Source organism: Variovorax sp. RCC_210 (assembly GCF_041355175.1).
In the GTDB taxonomy this organism is placed as follows: domain Bacteria; phylum Pseudomonadota; class Gammaproteobacteria; order Burkholderiales; family Burkholderiaceae_C; genus Variovorax.
The window spans coordinates 37,489-53,225 of the sequence record NZ_JBFUPJ010000011.1 but is presented as its reverse complement, the minus strand read 5'-3'; the positions used below and the strand labels follow the sequence as shown (position 1 = coordinate 53,225).

Annotated in this window: 16 protein-coding genes; 14 read left to right on the top strand and 2 right to left on the bottom strand. The window is 69.3% G+C overall.

Annotation, left to right across the window (positions count from 1 at the left end; genetic code table 11):
* On the bottom strand, positions 1-1,539 hold the full coding sequence (locus AB6807_RS26445) for a UxaA family hydrolase (protein ID WP_371086880.1): 1,539 nt from the start codon (positions 1,537-1,539) through the stop codon (positions 1-3).
* A 72-nt stretch (positions 1,540-1,611) separates the two neighbouring features.
* Positions 1,612-2,352, bottom strand: coding sequence for a FadR/GntR family transcriptional regulator (locus tag AB6807_RS26440; protein WP_371086879.1), 741 nt, complete (start codon positions 2,350-2,352; stop codon positions 1,612-1,614).
* A 167-nt stretch (positions 2,353-2,519) separates the two neighbouring features.
* Between AB6807_RS26440 and AB6807_RS26435 the strand changes: the two genes are divergently transcribed.
* The 14 genes from AB6807_RS26435 to AB6807_RS26370 all read left to right on the top strand — a co-directional run bounded on the left by AB6807_RS26435 (position 2,520) and on the right by AB6807_RS26370 (position 15,735).
* Positions 2,520-3,254: an SDR family oxidoreductase gene (locus AB6807_RS26435; RefSeq protein ID WP_371086878.1), complete on the top strand. Its 735-nt coding sequence runs from the start codon at positions 2,520-2,522 to the stop codon at positions 3,252-3,254.
* The gene (locus tag AB6807_RS26430) at positions 3,251-4,000 is read left to right on the top strand and encodes an SDR family NAD(P)-dependent oxidoreductase (protein ID WP_371086877.1); all 750 of its coding nucleotides are present in this window, start codon (positions 3,251-3,253) and stop codon (positions 3,998-4,000) included. The genes AB6807_RS26435 and AB6807_RS26430 overlap by 4 nt, the downstream gene beginning before the upstream one ends.
* Positions 4,001-4,027: 27 nt before the next feature.
* The gene (locus tag AB6807_RS26425; RefSeq protein WP_371086876.1) at positions 4,028-4,876 is read left to right on the top strand and encodes a fumarylacetoacetate hydrolase family protein; all 849 of its coding nucleotides are present in this window, start codon (positions 4,028-4,030) and stop codon (positions 4,874-4,876) included.
* Between the two features lie 144 nt (positions 4,877-5,020).
* Positions 5,021-5,803, top strand: a complete 783-nt coding sequence (locus tag AB6807_RS26420) for a GntR family transcriptional regulator (RefSeq protein ID WP_116910819.1) — start codon at positions 5,021-5,023, stop codon at positions 5,801-5,803.
* Between the two features lie 25 nt (positions 5,804-5,828).
* Complete coding sequence (locus tag AB6807_RS26415) at positions 5,829-7,031, top strand: ABC transporter substrate-binding protein (RefSeq protein ID WP_371086874.1); 1,203 nt, start codon at positions 5,829-5,831, stop codon at positions 7,029-7,031.
* A gap of 122 nt (positions 7,032-7,153) precedes the next feature.
* The gene (locus AB6807_RS26410) at positions 7,154-8,026 is read left to right on the top strand and encodes a branched-chain amino acid ABC transporter permease (protein ID WP_116910686.1); all 873 of its coding nucleotides are present in this window, start codon (positions 7,154-7,156) and stop codon (positions 8,024-8,026) included.
* Positions 8,023-9,015, top strand: coding sequence for a branched-chain amino acid ABC transporter permease (locus AB6807_RS26405; protein WP_371086873.1), 993 nt, complete (start codon positions 8,023-8,025; stop codon positions 9,013-9,015). Before AB6807_RS26410 ends, AB6807_RS26405 begins: the two co-directional genes overlap by 4 nt.
* A complete protein-coding gene (locus AB6807_RS26400; protein ID WP_371086872.1) occupies positions 9,008-9,778 on the top strand; it encodes an ABC transporter ATP-binding protein in 771 nt (256 codons plus the stop codon). Before AB6807_RS26405 ends, AB6807_RS26400 begins: the two co-directional genes overlap by 8 nt.
* Positions 9,775-10,485, top strand: a complete 711-nt coding sequence (locus tag AB6807_RS26395) for an ABC transporter ATP-binding protein (protein ID WP_371086871.1) — start codon at positions 9,775-9,777, stop codon at positions 10,483-10,485. Before AB6807_RS26400 ends, AB6807_RS26395 begins: the two co-directional genes overlap by 4 nt.
* Before the next feature lie 69 nt (positions 10,486-10,554).
* On the top strand, positions 10,555-11,520 hold the full coding sequence (locus AB6807_RS26390; RefSeq protein WP_116910817.1) for a tripartite tricarboxylate transporter substrate binding protein: 966 nt from the start codon (positions 10,555-10,557) through the stop codon (positions 11,518-11,520).
* Positions 11,517-12,815, top strand: a complete 1,299-nt coding sequence (locus AB6807_RS26385) for a 3-isopropylmalate dehydratase large subunit (RefSeq protein ID WP_371086870.1) — start codon at positions 11,517-11,519, stop codon at positions 12,813-12,815. The genes AB6807_RS26390 and AB6807_RS26385 overlap by 4 nt, the downstream gene beginning before the upstream one ends.
* Positions 12,812-13,333 carry a 3-isopropylmalate dehydratase gene (locus AB6807_RS26380; RefSeq protein ID WP_371086869.1) on the top strand — a complete coding sequence of 174 codons (522 nt, stop codon included), beginning with the start codon at positions 12,812-12,814 and terminating at the stop codon, positions 13,331-13,333. Before AB6807_RS26385 ends, AB6807_RS26380 begins: the two co-directional genes overlap by 4 nt.
* On the top strand, positions 13,323-14,735 hold the full coding sequence (locus AB6807_RS26375; RefSeq protein WP_371086868.1) for an MmgE/PrpD family protein: 1,413 nt from the start codon (positions 13,323-13,325) through the stop codon (positions 14,733-14,735). The genes AB6807_RS26380 and AB6807_RS26375 overlap by 11 nt, the downstream gene beginning before the upstream one ends.
* Before the next feature lie 31 nt (positions 14,736-14,766).
* Complete coding sequence (locus AB6807_RS26370; protein WP_371086867.1) at positions 14,767-15,735, top strand: Bug family tripartite tricarboxylate transporter substrate binding protein; 969 nt, start codon at positions 14,767-14,769, stop codon at positions 15,733-15,735.
* Positions 15,736-15,737 lie beyond the last annotated feature (2 nt).

Here is a 15,737-nt window from a genome sequence, read left to right as displayed (position 1 = left end):
CTACATCACCGCGCCCACCTGCCACGGCACGAACTCGTTCTGTCCGTAGCCGTGCTGTTCGCTCTTCGAGTGCGCGCCCGAGGCCGTCGCCAGCACCAGCTCGAAGATGCGCTGGCCCATTTCCTGGATGGAGGCCGTGCCGTCCACGATCTCGCCGCAATTGATGTCCATGTCTTCTTCCTGCCGCTGCCACAGCGCCGAGTTGGTCGCCAGCTTGAGCGAGGGCGAAGGCGCGCAGCCGTAGGCCGAGCCGCGCCCCGTGGTGAAGCAGATGAGGTTGGCGCCGCCGGCCACCTGGCCCGTGGCGCTCACCGGGTCGTAGCCCGGCGTGTCCATGTAGACGAAGCCGTGCGCCGTCACGGGCTCGGCGTATTCGTACACCGCCTCCAGGTTGCTGGTGCCGCCCTTGGCGACCGCGCCCAGCGACTTTTCCAGGATGGTGGTGAGCCCGCCGGCCTTGTTGCCGGGCGAGGGGTTGTTGTTCATCTCGCCCTGGTTGATCTCGGTGTAGTGCTCCCACCACTTGATGCGGTCCACCAGCTTCTGGCCCACCTCGCGCTTCACCGCGCGGCGCGTGAGCAGGTGCTCGGCGCCGTACACCTCCGGCGTTTCGCTCAGGATGGCCGTGCCGCCGTGCGCCACCAGCAAATCGACGGCCGCGCCCAGCGCCGGGTTGGCGCTGATGCCCGAGTAGCCGTCGGAGCCGCCGCACTGCAGCCCGATGGTGATGTGCGCCGCGCTGCACGGCTCGCGCTTCACCGCGTTGGCGCGCGGCAGCATCTCGTTGATGAGCGCCACGCCCTTGTCCACCGTCTTGCGCGTGCCGCCCGTGTCCTGGATGTTGAAGGTGCGAAAGTTCTCGCTCTCGGCCAGGTGGCCGGTGGCCAGCCAGGCGTTGATCTGGTTGGCCTCGCAGCCCAGCCCCACCACCAGCACGCCCGCGAAGTTGGGGTGCGTGGCATAGCCCGTGAGCGTGCGCTCCAGGATCTGCATGCCCATGCCCTGCGTGTCCATGCCGCAGCCCGTGCCGTGCGTGAGCGCGACGACGCCGTCGACGTTCGGGTAGTCGGCCAGCGCCTGCGGGTTGGTCTTGCGCGAGAAGTGGTCGGCAATGGCGCGCGCGGCCGTGGCCGAGCAGTTCACGCTGGTCAGCACGCCGATGTAGTTGCGCGTGGCCACGCGGCCGTCGGCGCGCTTGATGCCCATGAAGGTGGCCTCGCGCTTCGCGGGCGCGGGCTTCACGTCGGCGCCGAAGGCGTAGTCGCGCTCAAAACCTTTTGTGACGGCTCCCTTGTCGGGGCCCATGTCCAGGTTCTGCGTGTGCACGTGCTCGCCCGCGGCAATGGGCTTGCTCGCGAAACCGATGATCTGGTTGTAGCGGCGCACCGGCTCGCCGGTGGCGATGGCGCGCATCGCGACCTTGTGGCCCGGCGGAATGAGGCCGCGCACGGCCACGCCTTCGATGGCGGTGCCGCCGAGCAGCTGGGCGCGCGCGATGACGACGTCGTCGGCGGGGTGGAGTCGGATGTAGGGGGTCATGGTGGGAACCTGCTGGCTGTACGGGTGTAGGGCTGGCTTGTCGGTACGAACTGTCGCGCGGCTTGGATGGGCTCAGGTGGCCTTCGCGCGCCGCCAGCTCGCGCTGAATCTCTGGTGGAACTTGTCCATGTGCTGGTGCATGGCGTCGCGTGCCGCGCCGGGGTCGCGCGCGGCGATGGCGTCCAGGATGGCCTCGTGCTCGCCGATGGCGGCCTGCCACGAGCCCATGGTCTCGAAGTAGTCGATCATGCGAGCGAAGATCGGCCCGTGGCGCGACTCCCAGAAGCCCTGCACCGTCTCGGTCAGCACCACGTTGTCGCAGGCGTTGACGATGGCCAGGTGGAAGGCGCGGTCGCCTTCGTGCGGCACCTCGTTGCGCGCGGCCAGCTCGCGCATCGTGCGGATCGCGCGGCGCATGGCGTCCACGTCCTTGCGCTTGCCGTGCTGCGCGGCGGTGGCGGCGGTCTCGCCCTCGACCAGGCGGCGCGCGCGAATGATCTCCAGCGGGCCCCATTCGGCACCGGACCCGTTCGCGCTGTTCGCGCCGTTCAGGCCGTTGGCCGGGGGAGCGGTGCGGTGCGACCGGTCGAGCACGTACACGCCCGAGCCGGTGCGGATCTCGACCCAGCCTTCCACCTCCAGCGCAATCAGCGCCTCGCGCACCGACGGCCGGCTCACGCCCAGCTGCTTGGCCAGGTCGCGCTCGGCGGGAATGCGCGTGCCGGCCGCGAACTCGCCCTTGCCGATGAGCACGCGCAGCTGTTCGGCGATCTGGCGGTAGAGGCGCTGGGGTTCGAGGGTCTGGATCGGCACGGCTGACGAAGAAATTGGACTGATGGAGAAGAGCGGGGGAGCGCCGGTGCGCAGGTTAAGGGTTGTCCTGAATTGGACAAGTGGTAAGGCCAATTCAGAATACGATACGCCGCCCGCGACACCATCGGGCCAAACCCGAGGAACCCGGGGAATTCGAGGAGACACCGATGAGACTGAAGGGAAAGATCGCGCTGGTCACTGCCGCGGGCCAGGGCATCGGCCACGCCAGCGTGCTCGCCATGGCGGCCGAAGGCGCCCAGGTGTTCGCCACCGACGTGAACGAGGCGCTGCTCGCGCGCTACAACGGCGTGCCCAACGTCACCGCGCTCAGGCTCGACGTGCTCGACAAGGCCGCCATCGGCGCGCTGGTGGGCACGCTGCCGGCGCTCGACATCCTCTTCAACTGCGCGGGCGTGGTGCACAACGGCACCATCGAGCAGGCCACCGACGACGAGCTGCTGTTCGCCTTCGGCCTGAACGTGCGCGCGCAGATGTGGATCATCCAGGCCGTGCTGCCCGGCATGCTGGCGGCCGGGCGCGGCAGCATCATCAACATGGCCAGCGTGTGCTCCAGCATGAAGGGCCTGCCCAACCGCTTCGTGTACGGCACCACCAAGGCGGCCGTGCTGGGCCTCACCAAGAGCGTGGCGGCCGACTACGTGGCGCGCGGCATCCGCTGCAACGCGGTGTGCCCGGGCACGGTCGACACGCCCTCGTTGGGCGACCGCATCAACGCCAACGCCGACCCCGACGCGGCACGCAAGGCCTTCATCGCGCGCCAGCCCATGGGCCGGCTCGCGCAGGCCGAGGAAATCGCGCCCGTGGTGGTGTTCCTGGCCAGCGACGAATCGGTGTTCGCCACCGGCCAGGCCTTCACGGTCGACGGCGGCATCACCATATGAACCAGCTCGACTTCGCCGGCCGCCACGCGGTGGTCACCGGCGGCGCCACGGGGCTGGGCTTGGGCATTGCGCAGCGGCTCGTGGCCTCGGGCGGCAGCGTCACGCTGTGGGACCGCGACGAAGAGGCCGCCCTGCGCGCCGCGCAGTCGCTGGGCCCCAGGGCCTTCGCGCTGAAGGTCGACGTGGCGCAGCAGCCCTCGGTCGCCAAGGCCGTGGCCGCCACGCTGGGGCATGCCCCGCGCATCGACGCGCTGGTCAACAGCGCCGGCATCACCGGGCCCAACACCAGGCTGTGGGACTACCCGGTGGACGACTGGCGCCAGGTGATGGACGTGAACATCAACGGCGTGTTCCTGTGCTGCCGCGAGGTGGTGGCGCAGATGCGCAAGCAGGGCGGCCATGGCCGCATCGTGAACATCGCCTCGGTGGCGGGCAAGGACGGCAACCCCAACGCCAGCGCCTACAGCGCGAGCAAGGCGGCCGTCATCGGCCTGACCAAGTCGCTGGGCAAGGAGCTGGCGGACACCGGCATCCGCGTGAACTGCGTGACGCCCGCGGCGGTGAAGACGGCCATCTTTGACCAGATGACGCCCGAGCACATTGCCTTCATGCTCTCGAAGATTCCCATGGGCCGCTTCGGCACGGTGGAAGAGGTGGCCGCGATGGTCGGCTGGCTCTGCACCGAAGACTGTTCGTTCTCCACCGGCGCGGTCTTCGACCTGTCGGGTGGACGCTCCACGTACTAATTCAATTCAATGCACTGAAAGGAAAGCATGAAACTCGTCCGCTACGGCAACCCCGGCAAGGAAAAGCCCGGCCTCATCGACGACGACGGCCAGCTGCGCGACCTGAGCGCCGTCGTCAAGGACATCGGGCCCGAGCAGCTCGGCGATGCCGCCATTGCCAAGCTGCGCAAGCAGAAGCTCGACAAGCTCCCGCTGGTGCGCGGCAAGCCGCGCTTCGGCAGCCCGGTGGCCAACGTCGGCAAGTTCATCGCCATCGGCCTGAACTACGCGGACCACGCGGCCGAGTCGGGCCTGCCGGTGCCCAAGGAACCCGTGGTCTTCATGAAGGCCAACAGCTGCATCCAGGGCCCGAACGACCCGGTGATGCTGCCCAAGGGCTCGGTCAAGTCCGACTGGGAGGTCGAGCTGGGCGTGGTCATCGGCACGCGCGCACGCTACGTGTCGCAAAAGAGCGCGCTCGACTACGTGGCCGGCTACTGCACCATCAACGACATCAGCGAGCGCGAGTACCAGATCGAGCGCGGCGGCACCTGGGACAAGGGCAAGGGCTGCGACACCTTCGGCCCCATCGGCCCCTGGCTGGTGACGCGCGACGAGATCGAGAACCCGCAGAAGCTCGCCATGTGGCTCGACCTGAATGGCCAGCGCGTGCAAACGGGCAGCACCAAGACCATGATCTTCAGCGTGGCCAAGATCGTGAGCTACGTGAGCCAGTTCATGACGCTGATGCCCGGCGACGTCATCACCACCGGCACGCCCCCGGGCGTGGGCATGGGCATGAAGCCGCCGCTGTTCCTGAAGAAGGGCGACGTGATGACGCTGGGCATCGAAGGCCTGGGCGAGCAGCGCCAGGAAGTGGTGCCCTTCAAGCTCTGACCCTGCGAAGGCTTCACGGGCTTCACGGCCTGCATAGCATCTACGGGTTTTCCAGGGGCGCCTTCGGGCGCCCCTTGTCCTGGTGCTTCAAATGTCCCATTGACAGAACATTGAAACTGCAAAAACATCAAAGGCATGTCGCAAATGCCTTTGCCGAAATACCACCAGATCTACCTGGTCCTGCGTGAGCAGTTGCACGAAGGCCGTTTCGCGGAAGGGTTGCCCGGCGAGCTCGCGCTGATGGCGCAGTTCAAGGTGGCGCGCGTCACCGTGCGCCGCGCGCTGGAGCAGCTGGCCACCGAAGGCCTCATCGAGCGCAACCCCGGGCGCCGCACGCGCGCATTGCCGCCGCCCACCGCGGGCGAAGGCCCCAGCGGCAGGAGCATGGAGCGTGCCAATCTGCGCGGCCTGCTCGAGAACCTGGTCACCATGGGCCTGCACACCTCGGTGAAGGTGATCGACGTGGCGACCATCACCGCCTCCACGCAGGTGGCCGAGGCGCTGGAGCTGAAGCTGGGCGACGCGGTGCAGAAGGCCGTGCGCGTGCGCTCCACCAAGGAGGGCCCGCTCTCGCACATCACCACCTACGTGCCCGACACCATCGCGCGGCGCTTCGGGCGGCGCGAGCTGTCGAAGAAGCCCATCCTGGTGCTGCTCGAGGAGTCGGGCGTGAAGGTGGGCCGCGCCCACCAGACCATTTCCGCGCGGCTGGCCGACAACGTGCTCGCGCAGCACCTCGATGTGTCCGTCGGCTCGGCCCTGCTCGCGGTGCGCCGCCTGATCTACGACGAAGACGAGCGGCCCGTGCAGTGGCTGCACGGCTTCTACCGCCCCGACCGCTACACCTACGAAATGCAGCTCTCCCGCGTGGGCAGCATCGACGCCAAGGTGTGGGTCAGCAAAGACGTGTCAGCCCAGTTCAACTGAAGAGAAGAAAAGGAAAAGCCTCACCATGCAGAACCGTCGCCGTTTCGTGTCGCAGTCCGCCGCGCTGGCCACCGCCGTCGCCTTCCCGCTCGTGGCCGGCGCCCAGCCCAAGGCCGTGAAGGTCGGCGTGCTGCACCCCGTGACCGGTGCGCTGGCCTATTCGGGCCAGCAGTGCCGCCTGGGTGCGCTCATGGCCATCGAGGACATCAACGCCGCCGGCGGCATCAAGTCGCTGGGCGGCGCCAAGCTCGAGGCCCTGCTGGGCGACGCGCAATCGCAGCCGCAGGCCGGCGCGGCCGAGGTCGAGAAGATGAACGAGGCCGGCGTGTCGGCCATCGTGGGCGCCTTCGCGTCGGCCATCTGCCTGGCCACCACGCAGGCCGCGGCCAAGTACAACCTGCCGCACGTGGTCGACGTGGGCGTGGCCGACCAGATCGTCGAGCGCGGCCTGAAGAACACCTTTCGCTTCGGCCCCGGCTACAAGAAGTCGACCGAGGTGGCCATGGCCAACCTGCTGGTGCTGAACAAGGCCGCCGGCAGCCCCGCGAAGACGGTGATGATCATTCACGAGGAGTCGCTCTTCGGTGCCGGCACCGCGCAGCTGCTGTCGCGCGAATTGCCCGGCTACGGCTTCGACGTGAAGGAGGTGGTGAAGCACGCCAACCCCACGCGCGACTTCAACAACATCGTGCTGCGCATGAAGTCGGTCAACCCCGACATCGTGATTCCGGCCAACTACTACAACGAGTACGCGCTGCTGGTGCGCACCATGCAGCAGCAGAAGGTGGTGCCCAAGGCCATCTTCTCGGTGCTGGGCGGCGCCGCGTCGAGCTACAAGTTCGTGAAGGAGTTTCCGGAGGCGGCCAACGGCATCATCGACTGCAACCACTGGTTCAACCCGAAGGACAAGCGCTCGCAGGAGCTGCGCAAGCGCGTGGAGGCCAAGGGCCAGTTCTTCAGCTACGAGGTGTTCATGACCTATACCTCGATGTGGCTGCTGGCCGATGCCATCGAGCGCGCCAAGTCGACCGAGCGCGCCGCCATCATCGACGCGCTGGAGAAGAGCACCTTCTCGAATCACATCATGCCGTACGGCCCCACCAGGTTCGTCAACGGGCAGAACGAAGGCGCGCAGCCTTTGATGACGCAGGTGGTGAAGAACGACATCAAGGTCATCATCCCGCGCGACTACCGCGAGGTGGACCCGGTCTTCCCGCTCAAGGCCTGAGCAGCGGCCAGGCGACATCCATGAAGCGCTTCCACGGATTCCGGGCACGCACGGGGTCCGGTGGAGCGGCACGCCTCTAGAACACGCACCACGAGACAAGCAGCCAAGCACGCGCCAGCCACATGCCAGACATCAACATCCTCTTCCCCTCGGTCCTCAACGGACTGACGACAGGTGCCGTGTACGCCCTGATCGCGGTGGGGCTCACGCTCATCTACGGCGTGCTGCACATCATCAACTTCGCCCACGGCGCCTGCCTGATGCTGGCCCTGTACGCCGTGTACTTCCTGAAGGAGCGCTGGGGCATCGACCCCTACATGGCCCTGCCCATCGCCATCGCGGGCATGTTCGCGCTCGGCTACGCGCTGCAGCGCATCGTCATCAACCGCGCGGGCCACGGCAAGGACGAGAACATCCTGCTCGCCACGCTCGGCATCGCCATCGTCATGGAGAACCTCGCGCTGCTGTTCTTCAAGTCGGACACGCGCAGCATCGACACCGCCTACTCGCTGAGCACCGTGGCCATCGGCCCCGCCATGATCGCCGTGCCCAAGCTCGTCGCCTTCGCCGGCGCGCTGGTGGTGTCGGGCATTCTTTTCTGGATCATGGGCCGCACCGACCTGGGCCGCGCCATTCGCGCCGTCGCCAAGGAGAAGGAGGGCGCCAAGCTCATGGGCATCGACGTCGACCACGTCTACGCCATGAGCTTCGGCATCGGCCTGGCGTGCCTGGGTGCCGCGGCCTGCTTCCTGCTGCCCGCGTACTACGTCAACCCGCAGGTGGGCGGCGGCTTCGTGCTGGTGGCCTTCACCATCGTCGTGCTCGGCGGCATGGGCAGCTTCGTGGGCGCGCTCATCGGCGGCTTCCTGGTGGGCGTGGTCGAGTCGCTCGGTGGGCTGTACCTGGGCGAGTCGCTCGGGCAGATCGGCATCTTCGCAATCTTCATCGGCGTGGTGCTGTTCCGCCCGCAGGGCATGTTCGGAGCCAAGGCATGAAGGCGGGAACGAACTCGGGATACGGGCAACTCGCCGCCATCGCGCTCTTCGCCGTGGTCATCGGCTGCGTGCCGCTGGTCACGAAGTCGGGCGTCATGCTGAACTTCGTGATGATGGCGCTCTACGCCACGCTCATCGCGCAGGCCTGGAACATCCTCGGCGGCTTCGGCGGGCAGTTCTCCTTCGGGCATGCGCTGTTCTTCGGCACCGGTGCGTACATCCAGGCCATCGCGCAGCTGCAGGGCGGCATCAACGCCTGGGTCGCGCTGCCGCTGGCGGTGGCGGGCGCCGCGGCGGTCGGCCTTTTCGTGGGCGCGCTCACCTTCCGCTACGGCCTGAAGGGCTCGTACTTCGCGCTCGTCACGCTGGCTTTTGCGGAGGTGTTCCGCATCGTCGCGACCTCGGTGCCGTTCACCGGCGGCGGCGTCGGGCTGATGGTGCCGCTGCGCGAGTCGGTGGGCAACATGCAGTTCGCGTCGCGCGCGGGCTACTTGTGGGTGGTGCTGGCGATGGTGGTCGTGGCGCTGCTGGTGACCTGGTGGCTGCGCAACGGCCGCTTCGGCGCCTACATGCAGGCGGTGCGCGACAACGAGGACGCCGCGCGCGCCGTGGGCGTGAACCCGTTCCGGGTCAAGCACGCGGCCATCGGCCTGTCGGCGGCCTTCATGGGCGCGGCCGGTGCCTTCTACGTGCAGGTGTTCCAGTACATCGACGCGGGCATCGCCTACGGCTCGGTCACCTCGGTGGAGGCGCTGGTCGCGGCCATCGTGGGCGGCATGGGCACGCTGTGGGGGCCGGTGCTGGGCGCGGCCGTGCTGCACCTGCTGTCGGACTTCACGCGCAACCTGTTCGGCGAGCTGCCGGGCATCAACATGGTCATCTACGGCACGGTGCTCGTGCTCATCGTGATCTTCCTGCCGCGCGGCGTGGCGGGCCTGGGCCTGTCGGTGCGGCAGCTGTGGAAGGCGAAGGGAGGCCGCAATGACTGAGCCCTTGTTGAAACTCGACGGCGTCTCGCGCTCCTTCGGCGGCCTGAAGGCCGTGCAGAACGTGAGCCTGGCCGTGAAGCAGGGCAGCCTCACGGCGCTCATCGGCCCCAACGGCGCGGGCAAGACCACGCTGTTCGCGCTGATGTCGGGCTTTCTGAAGCCCGACGCCGGCAGCGTGCGCTTCGCGGGGCAGGACATCACCGGCCACGAGCCGCACCGCAACGCCGCGCTCGGCATGACGCGCACCTTCCAGATCGTGAAGCCCTTCGCTGCCCAGACCGTGCGCGAGAACATCGCCGTGGGCGCGCACCTGCACGTGCGCAACCGCGCCGAGGCCTTGCGCAACGCCGAGGCCGTCGCACAGCGCGTCGGCCTGGCGCCGCAGCTGGACAAGCCCGCCTCCGACCTCACCGTGGCCGGGCGCAAGCGCCTCGAACTCGCCCGCGCGCTCGCCACGCGGCCCCGCCTGCTGCTGCTCGACGAAGTGCTCGCAGGCCTCAACCCGCAGGAGATCGCCGAGATGATGCCGGTGGTGCGCGGCATTGCCGACAGCGGCGTGACCGTGCTGATGATCGAACACGTGATGCAGGCCGTGATGAACCTCGCCGAGCATGTGTGGGTGCTGGCGCAGGGCCAGCTCATCGCCGAGGGCAACCCGGCGCAGGTCACCTCCGACGACCGGGTGGTCGAGGCCTACCTGGGCCACGGCACGGCGGCACGGCTGCGCAAGGCCGCCGCGGCAGGAACGGGAGCTGCGGCATGACTGCATTGCTGGACATTCAAGGCCTGCGCGGCGGCTACGGCCGCGTGGAAGTGCTGCGCGGCGTCGACCTGCAGGTCGACGCGGGCGAAATGGTCGCGCTGCTCGGCAGCAACGGCGCGGGCAAGTCGACGCTCAACAAGGTGGTGTGCGGCCTGGTGCCCGCGTGGAGCGGCACGGTGCGCTTCGACGGCAAGGACCTCAGCGGCGCGCACTACCGCGACGTGGTCAAGGCCGGCCTCATTCAGGTGCCCGAAGGGCGCAAGGTGTTCCCCAACCTCAGCGTGCTGGAGAACCTGGAGCTGGGCTCCTTCACCCGCGCCCGCGAACGGCGCGCGACCAACGTCGAGAAGATGTTCCACATCTTCCCGCGGCTGCGCGAGCGCATGGCGCAGCACGCCGGCACCATGAGCGGCGGCGAGCAGCAGATGCTGGCCATCGCGCGCGGGCTCATGGCGGAGCCGGTGCTGCTGATCCTCGACGAGCCGTCGCTCGGCCTCTCGCCGCTGCTGGTCGAAGAGATGTTCACGCTCATTCGCGAGCTGCGCGACGGCGGCCTCGCGGTGCTGCTGGTCGAGCAGAACGTGGGCCAGTCGCTGGAGATTGCCGACCGCGCCTACGTGCTGGAGAACGGCAGCGTGCGCTTCTCGGGCAAGCCCGACGCGCTGCTGGGCAGCGACGAGCTGCGGCGCGCGTACCTCGGGCTCTGAGCGCCCGCGAAGCACCGGACCACGAAGCATGCGTCACAAGACACGAGACACACAAAGGACTTCCCCATGATCAATCGCCGCGACATCCTCATCGCGCCTCCCGCGCTGGCTGCATTGGCCTTTGCCGCCGGTGCCCGCGCGCAGATCGGCAACGCGCCCGTGCGCATCCTGGTCGGCGCGCCGGCCGGCGGCTCGACCGACACGCTGGCCCGTTCGCTGGCCGTCAGCATGGGCCCCGCGCTGGGCCGCACCGTCATCGTCGAGAACAAGCCCGGCGCCGGCGGCAACATTGCCGCCGACGCGGTCGCCAAGGCCGCGCCCGACGGCAACACGCTGCTGCTGAGCTTTACCAGCCACGCCATCAACGCCACGCTGTACCCGACGCTGCCCTTCGACCCGGTGAAGGACTTCACCGCGCTCACCTGCGTGGCCACCTCGCCGTCGATCCTGGTGGCCAGCCCGAGCCTGCCGGTGAAGGATGTGCGTGAGCTCATCGCGCTGGCCAAGGCCAAGCCGGGGCAGCTCAACTTCGCCATCGGCGCGGTGGGCTCGTCGCTGCACATGGCGGGCGAGGCCTTCAAGATGCAGTCGGGCGTGGACATCGTGAACATTCCCTACAAGGGCACCGCGCCCGCCGTGCAGGACCTGCTCGCGGGCCAGGTGCAGCTGATGTTCGCGGCCGTGGGCAACGTCAAGGCGCACATCCAGGCCGGCAAGCTCAAGGCGCTGGGCGTCACCACCGCCAGGCGCCTGCCCGCGTTTCCCGACGTGCCCGCCATCGCGGAGGCGCTGCCGGGCTACGAGTCGAGCGCGTGGTTCGGCCTGTTCGGCCCCGCGCGACTGCCCGCCGACGTGGCGCGCAAGCTGAGCGACGCGGCACGCCACGCGCTGCAGCAGCCCGACATGCTCAAGCGGCTGGAAACCGAGGGCGCGATTCCGGTGGGCAACTCGCCGGAGCAGTTCAGCGCGTTCGTGCAGAGCGAGATCCCGCGCTGGGCCAAGGTCGTCAAGTTTTCAGGAGCCAAGCCGGAATGAGCCTTTCCGCAGCAACCCCAGCGCCGGCACGGACGCACGCACAGACGCTGGCGCAGAAGCTCATCGCGCGCGCCAGCGGCCGCGAGCAGGTGGCGGTGGGCGAGATCGTGACCTGCGGCGTCGACCTCGCCATGTTCCACGACTCCTCGGGCCCGCGCCGCCTGAAGCCCATGCTCGAGGAGCTGGGCGCGCAGATCTGGGACCGCTCGCGCATCGTGCTCGTGATGGACCACTACGTGCCCGAGCGCGACGACGACTCGCGGCGCATCGTGCGCATCGCGCGCGACTGGGCGCGGGACCAACAGCTGCCGCACGTGTACGACAGCCAGGGCATCTGCCACGTGGTGGTGCCGCAGCACGGCCACATCCGCCCCGGCATGCTGTGCGTGGGCGGCGACTCGCACTCGCCCACGGGCGGTGCCTTCGGCGCCTACATGTTCGGCGTGGGCAGCACCGAGATGCTGGGCGTGGTCGTCACCGGCGAAATCTGGCTGCGCGTGCCCGAGACCATCCGCATGTGGTGGGACGGCGCGCTGCCCGCGGGCGTGACCGCCAAGGACATGATGCTGCACATGATCGGGCGCTTCGGCATGAATGGCGGGCGCTACCAGGCGGTGGAGTTCGCGGGGCCGGCGGTGGCCGCACTGTCGATGCAGGAGCGCATGACGCTGTCGAACATGAGCGCCGAGCTGGGCGCGCAGGCCGGGCTCATCGCGCCCGACGAGACCACGGCCGCCTTTCTCGAAAGCGCGGGCGCGCCGCGCCCGGACCTGGCGCGCTGGTTCACCGACGAAGCGGCCGACTTCACCCGCCACCGCTTCGACGCCACCACGCTCGAACCCCACATCGCCGCGCCGCACAGCCCGGCCAACTCGCACGGCGTGAGCCGCTATGCGGGCACGCGCGTGGACGTGGCCTACATCGGCGCGTGCACCGGCGCCAAGCTCGACGACCTGCGCGCCGCGGCGCAGGTGCTGCGCGGGCACAAGGTGGCGGCGGGCATTCGGCTCATCGTCGCGCCCGCCAGCATCCAGGACCAGGAGCAGGCGCGCGCCGAGGGCGTGCTGCAGGTGCTGATGGACGCGGGCGCCGAGCTGTTCCCGACCGCGTGCGGCGCCTGCTCGGGCTACGGCGACCCGATGGGGGACGACATCACCGTCATCTCGACCACGGCGCGCAACTTCAAGGGCCGCATGGGCTCGCCCACCGCGCAGGTGTACCTGGGCTCGCCCTACACCGTGGCCGCTGCCGCATTGCGCGGGCAGGTCACCGATCCGCGCGAGGTGCTGGCATGAGCGCGCCCACCACCCTCGACACGCATCGCGTGTGGCGCCTGGGCGCCGACATCGACACCGACGCGCTCGCGCCGGGCCATGCGATGAAGCACGGCATCGACATCATCGCGAAGCACTGCCTCGAAGCCATCCGCCCCGAGTTCGCGCGCGAGGTGCGCCCGGGCGACGTGCTGGTGGCCGGGCCCAACTTCGGCATCGGCTCCTCGCGCGAGCAGGCCGCCGCCGTGCTGGTGCAGCTCGGCGTGGCCGCGGTCATCGCGCCCTCGTACAGCGGCCTGTACTTTCGCAATGCCTTCAACGTGGGCCTGCTGCTGCTGACCTGCGCGGAGGCCGAGACGTTGCAGGACGGCGACCGCATCGCGCTCGACACCCGCACGCCCGCGCTGCGCACCGCCGATGCGCGCACGCTCGCCTGCGAGCCGGTGCCGGCTTTCCTGACGGACATGGTCGAGGCCGGCGGCCTGCTGCCACTGCTGCGCCGGCGCATGGCCGCGAAGAAAGAAGCCGATGCGCGCTGAACACGAACACGACCAGCAACAACCGCATGCACCCGACGCGCAGCGCGCCGTGCTGCAGGCCGTGGTGGCGCTGCATGCGGCGCAGCCGGCCGGTGCCGAAGCCGCGGCGCAGGCGCGGCGGCTGCTGGTCGACACCGTCGGCTGCGCGCTGGCGGGCCGGCATGCGCAAGAAGTGCAGCGGCTCGAAGCGGCGCTTGCCGCCTGCGAGCCCGGCGAGTTCTCGCTGCCCGCGGGCCCGTCGATGAGCGTGCAGTCGGCCGCGCAGGTGCTCGCCATGGCCGCGACCTGGGACGAGGCCTGCGAAGGCCATGCGCTCGCGCACGGGCGGCCCGGCGTGCCGCTGGTGGCGGCGCTGCTGCCGCTCGCGCTGAAGCGCGGCGCGCGCCTCGGCGAGTTCGTCGACGCCTTCGTGCTCGGCTACGAGGTGGGCGCGCGCTGCGGCGCGTGGCTGCGCATTCGCCCGGGCATGCACGTCGATGCCAACTGGCCCGCGCTCGGCGTGGCGGCGGGCGTGGCGCGGCTGCTCGGCCTTGCGCCGGAAGGCATCGTGCAGGCGATCGACATCGCGGCCTGCCAGCTCGCGACCAGCCTCTACCTGCCGGTGGCGCAGGGGCGCACCGCGCGCAACACCTACCTGGGCCACAGCGCGTCGCTGGGGCTGCAGGCGGCCTTCGCGAGCGCGGCCGGCATCGACGCGCCCGAAGGCGCGCTGGCGCACTATGCCGCGAACCACGCGGGGAACGCAGTGCAGTCACAACCACTGCCCGGCGCATCGGTCCTGCTGCTGCGCGACGCCTACCTGAAGCCCTTCGCGGCCGTGCGCCACGTGCACTACGGCGCGACCGCCGCGCGCAACCTTCGCGCGCAGCTGGCCGGCGGCACGCAAGGCGTCAGCCGCATCGTGCTCGAGGTGTACGAGGAAGCCATCGTCTACTGCGGCAACCGCGCGCCGCACACGCCGATCCAGGCGCAGTTCAGCCTGTCGTTCGGCGTCGCGGCGATGCTGCGCTTCGGCGATGTCGATCCGTCGGTGTACGCCGCGCCGCGCTTCGACGACGCGGAGCTGCGCCGGCTCGAGGCGCTGGTCGAGCTCCAGACCGATGCCGGCCTCACTACTCGCGGTCAGCGCGGCGCCACGCTCACGGTGACGCACGGCGCAGGCACTTGCGAAGACACCGTCGGCACCATCGCCGGCGACGCCGCCCACCCGCTGGACCGCGCGGCGCTCGCCGCCAAGTTCACGCACTACGCGGCTCACGGCGTCGATGGCGCTGATGACGTCGGTGGCGTCAATCGCATCGGTGGCGTCAATCGCATCAACGCCATGCACTTCTGCGACGGCGTGCTCGACGCACCCGCCGCCACCGCCCTCGGCGCGCTGTGGCAACAGCTCGTCGCCTGACCCAGTCACTTCACTCTCACGGCCCACCCCCATGAAACTCCTGCGCTACCTCGCGAGCACGCTCCTTGTGTGCCTGCCGCTTGCCGCCGCCGCCCAGGCGAGCGACTTTCCGACCAAGGCGATCCGCATCGTCGTGCCGTTCCCGCCGGGCGGCGCCACCGACGCGGCCGCGCGCCTCGTCGCGGTGAAGATGGCCGAGCACTGGGGCCAGCCCGTGTTGGTCGACAACCGCGCGGGCGCGGGCGGCAACGTGGGTTCCGACCTGGTGGCCAAGTCGCCGGCCGACGGCTACACGCTGGTGATGGGCGTGACCGGCTCGCACGCCATCAACACCTCGCTGTACACCAAGATGCCCTACGACCCGGTGGCCGACTTCGTCGCCATCAGCCAGGTGGCCGTGGTGCCCAACGTGCTGGTGGTGCACCCCTCGGTGCCCGCGAAGAACCTGGCCGAGCTGATGGCGCTCGCGAAGAAGGAGCCCGGCAAGCTCAACTACGCATCGCTGGGCAACGGCACGGCCGCGCACCTGGGCATGGAAATGCTCAAGTCGGAGGCCGGCGTGGACATCACGCACGTGCCCTACAAGGGCAGCGCGCCCGCCGTGTCCGACCTGCTGGCCGGTCAGGTGCAGATGATGGTCGACGGGCTGCCTTCGGCGCTGCCGCACGTCAAGGCCGGCAAGCTGCGCGCCATTGCGCTCACCAGCCTGCACCGCGCGCCTTCGCTGCCCGACCTGCCGACCATCGCTGAGACCTACCCCGGCTTCTATGCCGATGCGTGGTCGGGCCTGTTCGCGCCCAAGGGCACGCCGCAGCCGGTGGTGGACAAGCTCTCGGCCGAGGTGCAGCGCATCCTGAAGCTGCCCGAGGTGCGCGACAAGCTCGCCGCGCTGGGCGCCGAACCGGTGGGCTCCACGCAGAAGGAGTTCACCGCGCACGTGAAGAAAGAAATCGACAAATGGGCCAAGGTCGTGAAGACCAGCGGCGCAAAGGTGGACTGAAA

Bases quoted from the DNA above. Each gene is read 5' to 3' on its own strand.
- AB6807_RS26425 (WP_371086876.1), top strand. From the start codon at position 4,028: ATGAAACTCGTCCGCTACGGCAACCCCGGCAAGGAAAAGCCCGGCCTC.
- AB6807_RS26395 (WP_371086871.1), top strand. From the start codon at position 9,775: ATGACTGCATTGCTGGACATTCAAGGCCTGCGCGGCGGCTACGGCCGC.
- AB6807_RS26435 (WP_371086878.1), top strand. From the start codon at position 2,520: ATGAGACTGAAGGGAAAGATCGCGCTGGTCACTGCCGCGGGCCAGGGC.
- AB6807_RS26410 (WP_116910686.1), top strand. From the start codon at position 7,154: ATGCCAGACATCAACATCCTCTTCCCCTCGGTCCTCAACGGACTGACG.
- AB6807_RS26415 (WP_371086874.1), top strand. From the start codon at position 5,829: ATGCAGAACCGTCGCCGTTTCGTGTCGCAGTCCGCCGCGCTGGCCACC.
- AB6807_RS26445 (WP_371086880.1), bottom strand. From the start codon at position 1,539: ATGACCCCCTACATCCGACTCCACCCCGCCGACGACGTCGTCATCGCG.
- AB6807_RS26375 (WP_371086868.1), top strand. From the start codon at position 13,323: ATGCGCGCTGAACACGAACACGACCAGCAACAACCGCATGCACCCGAC.
- AB6807_RS26400 (WP_371086872.1), top strand. From the start codon at position 9,008: ATGACTGAGCCCTTGTTGAAACTCGACGGCGTCTCGCGCTCCTTCGGC.
- AB6807_RS26430 (WP_371086877.1), top strand. From the start codon at position 3,251: ATGAACCAGCTCGACTTCGCCGGCCGCCACGCGGTGGTCACCGGCGGC.
- AB6807_RS26420 (WP_116910819.1), top strand. From the start codon at position 5,021: ATGCCTTTGCCGAAATACCACCAGATCTACCTGGTCCTGCGTGAGCAG.
- AB6807_RS26380 (WP_371086869.1), top strand. From the start codon at position 12,812: ATGAGCGCGCCCACCACCCTCGACACGCATCGCGTGTGGCGCCTGGGC.
- AB6807_RS26385 (WP_371086870.1), top strand. From the start codon at position 11,517: ATGAGCCTTTCCGCAGCAACCCCAGCGCCGGCACGGACGCACGCACAG.
- AB6807_RS26370 (WP_371086867.1), top strand. From the start codon at position 14,767: ATGAAACTCCTGCGCTACCTCGCGAGCACGCTCCTTGTGTGCCTGCCG.
- AB6807_RS26405 (WP_371086873.1), top strand. From the start codon at position 8,023: ATGAAGGCGGGAACGAACTCGGGATACGGGCAACTCGCCGCCATCGCG.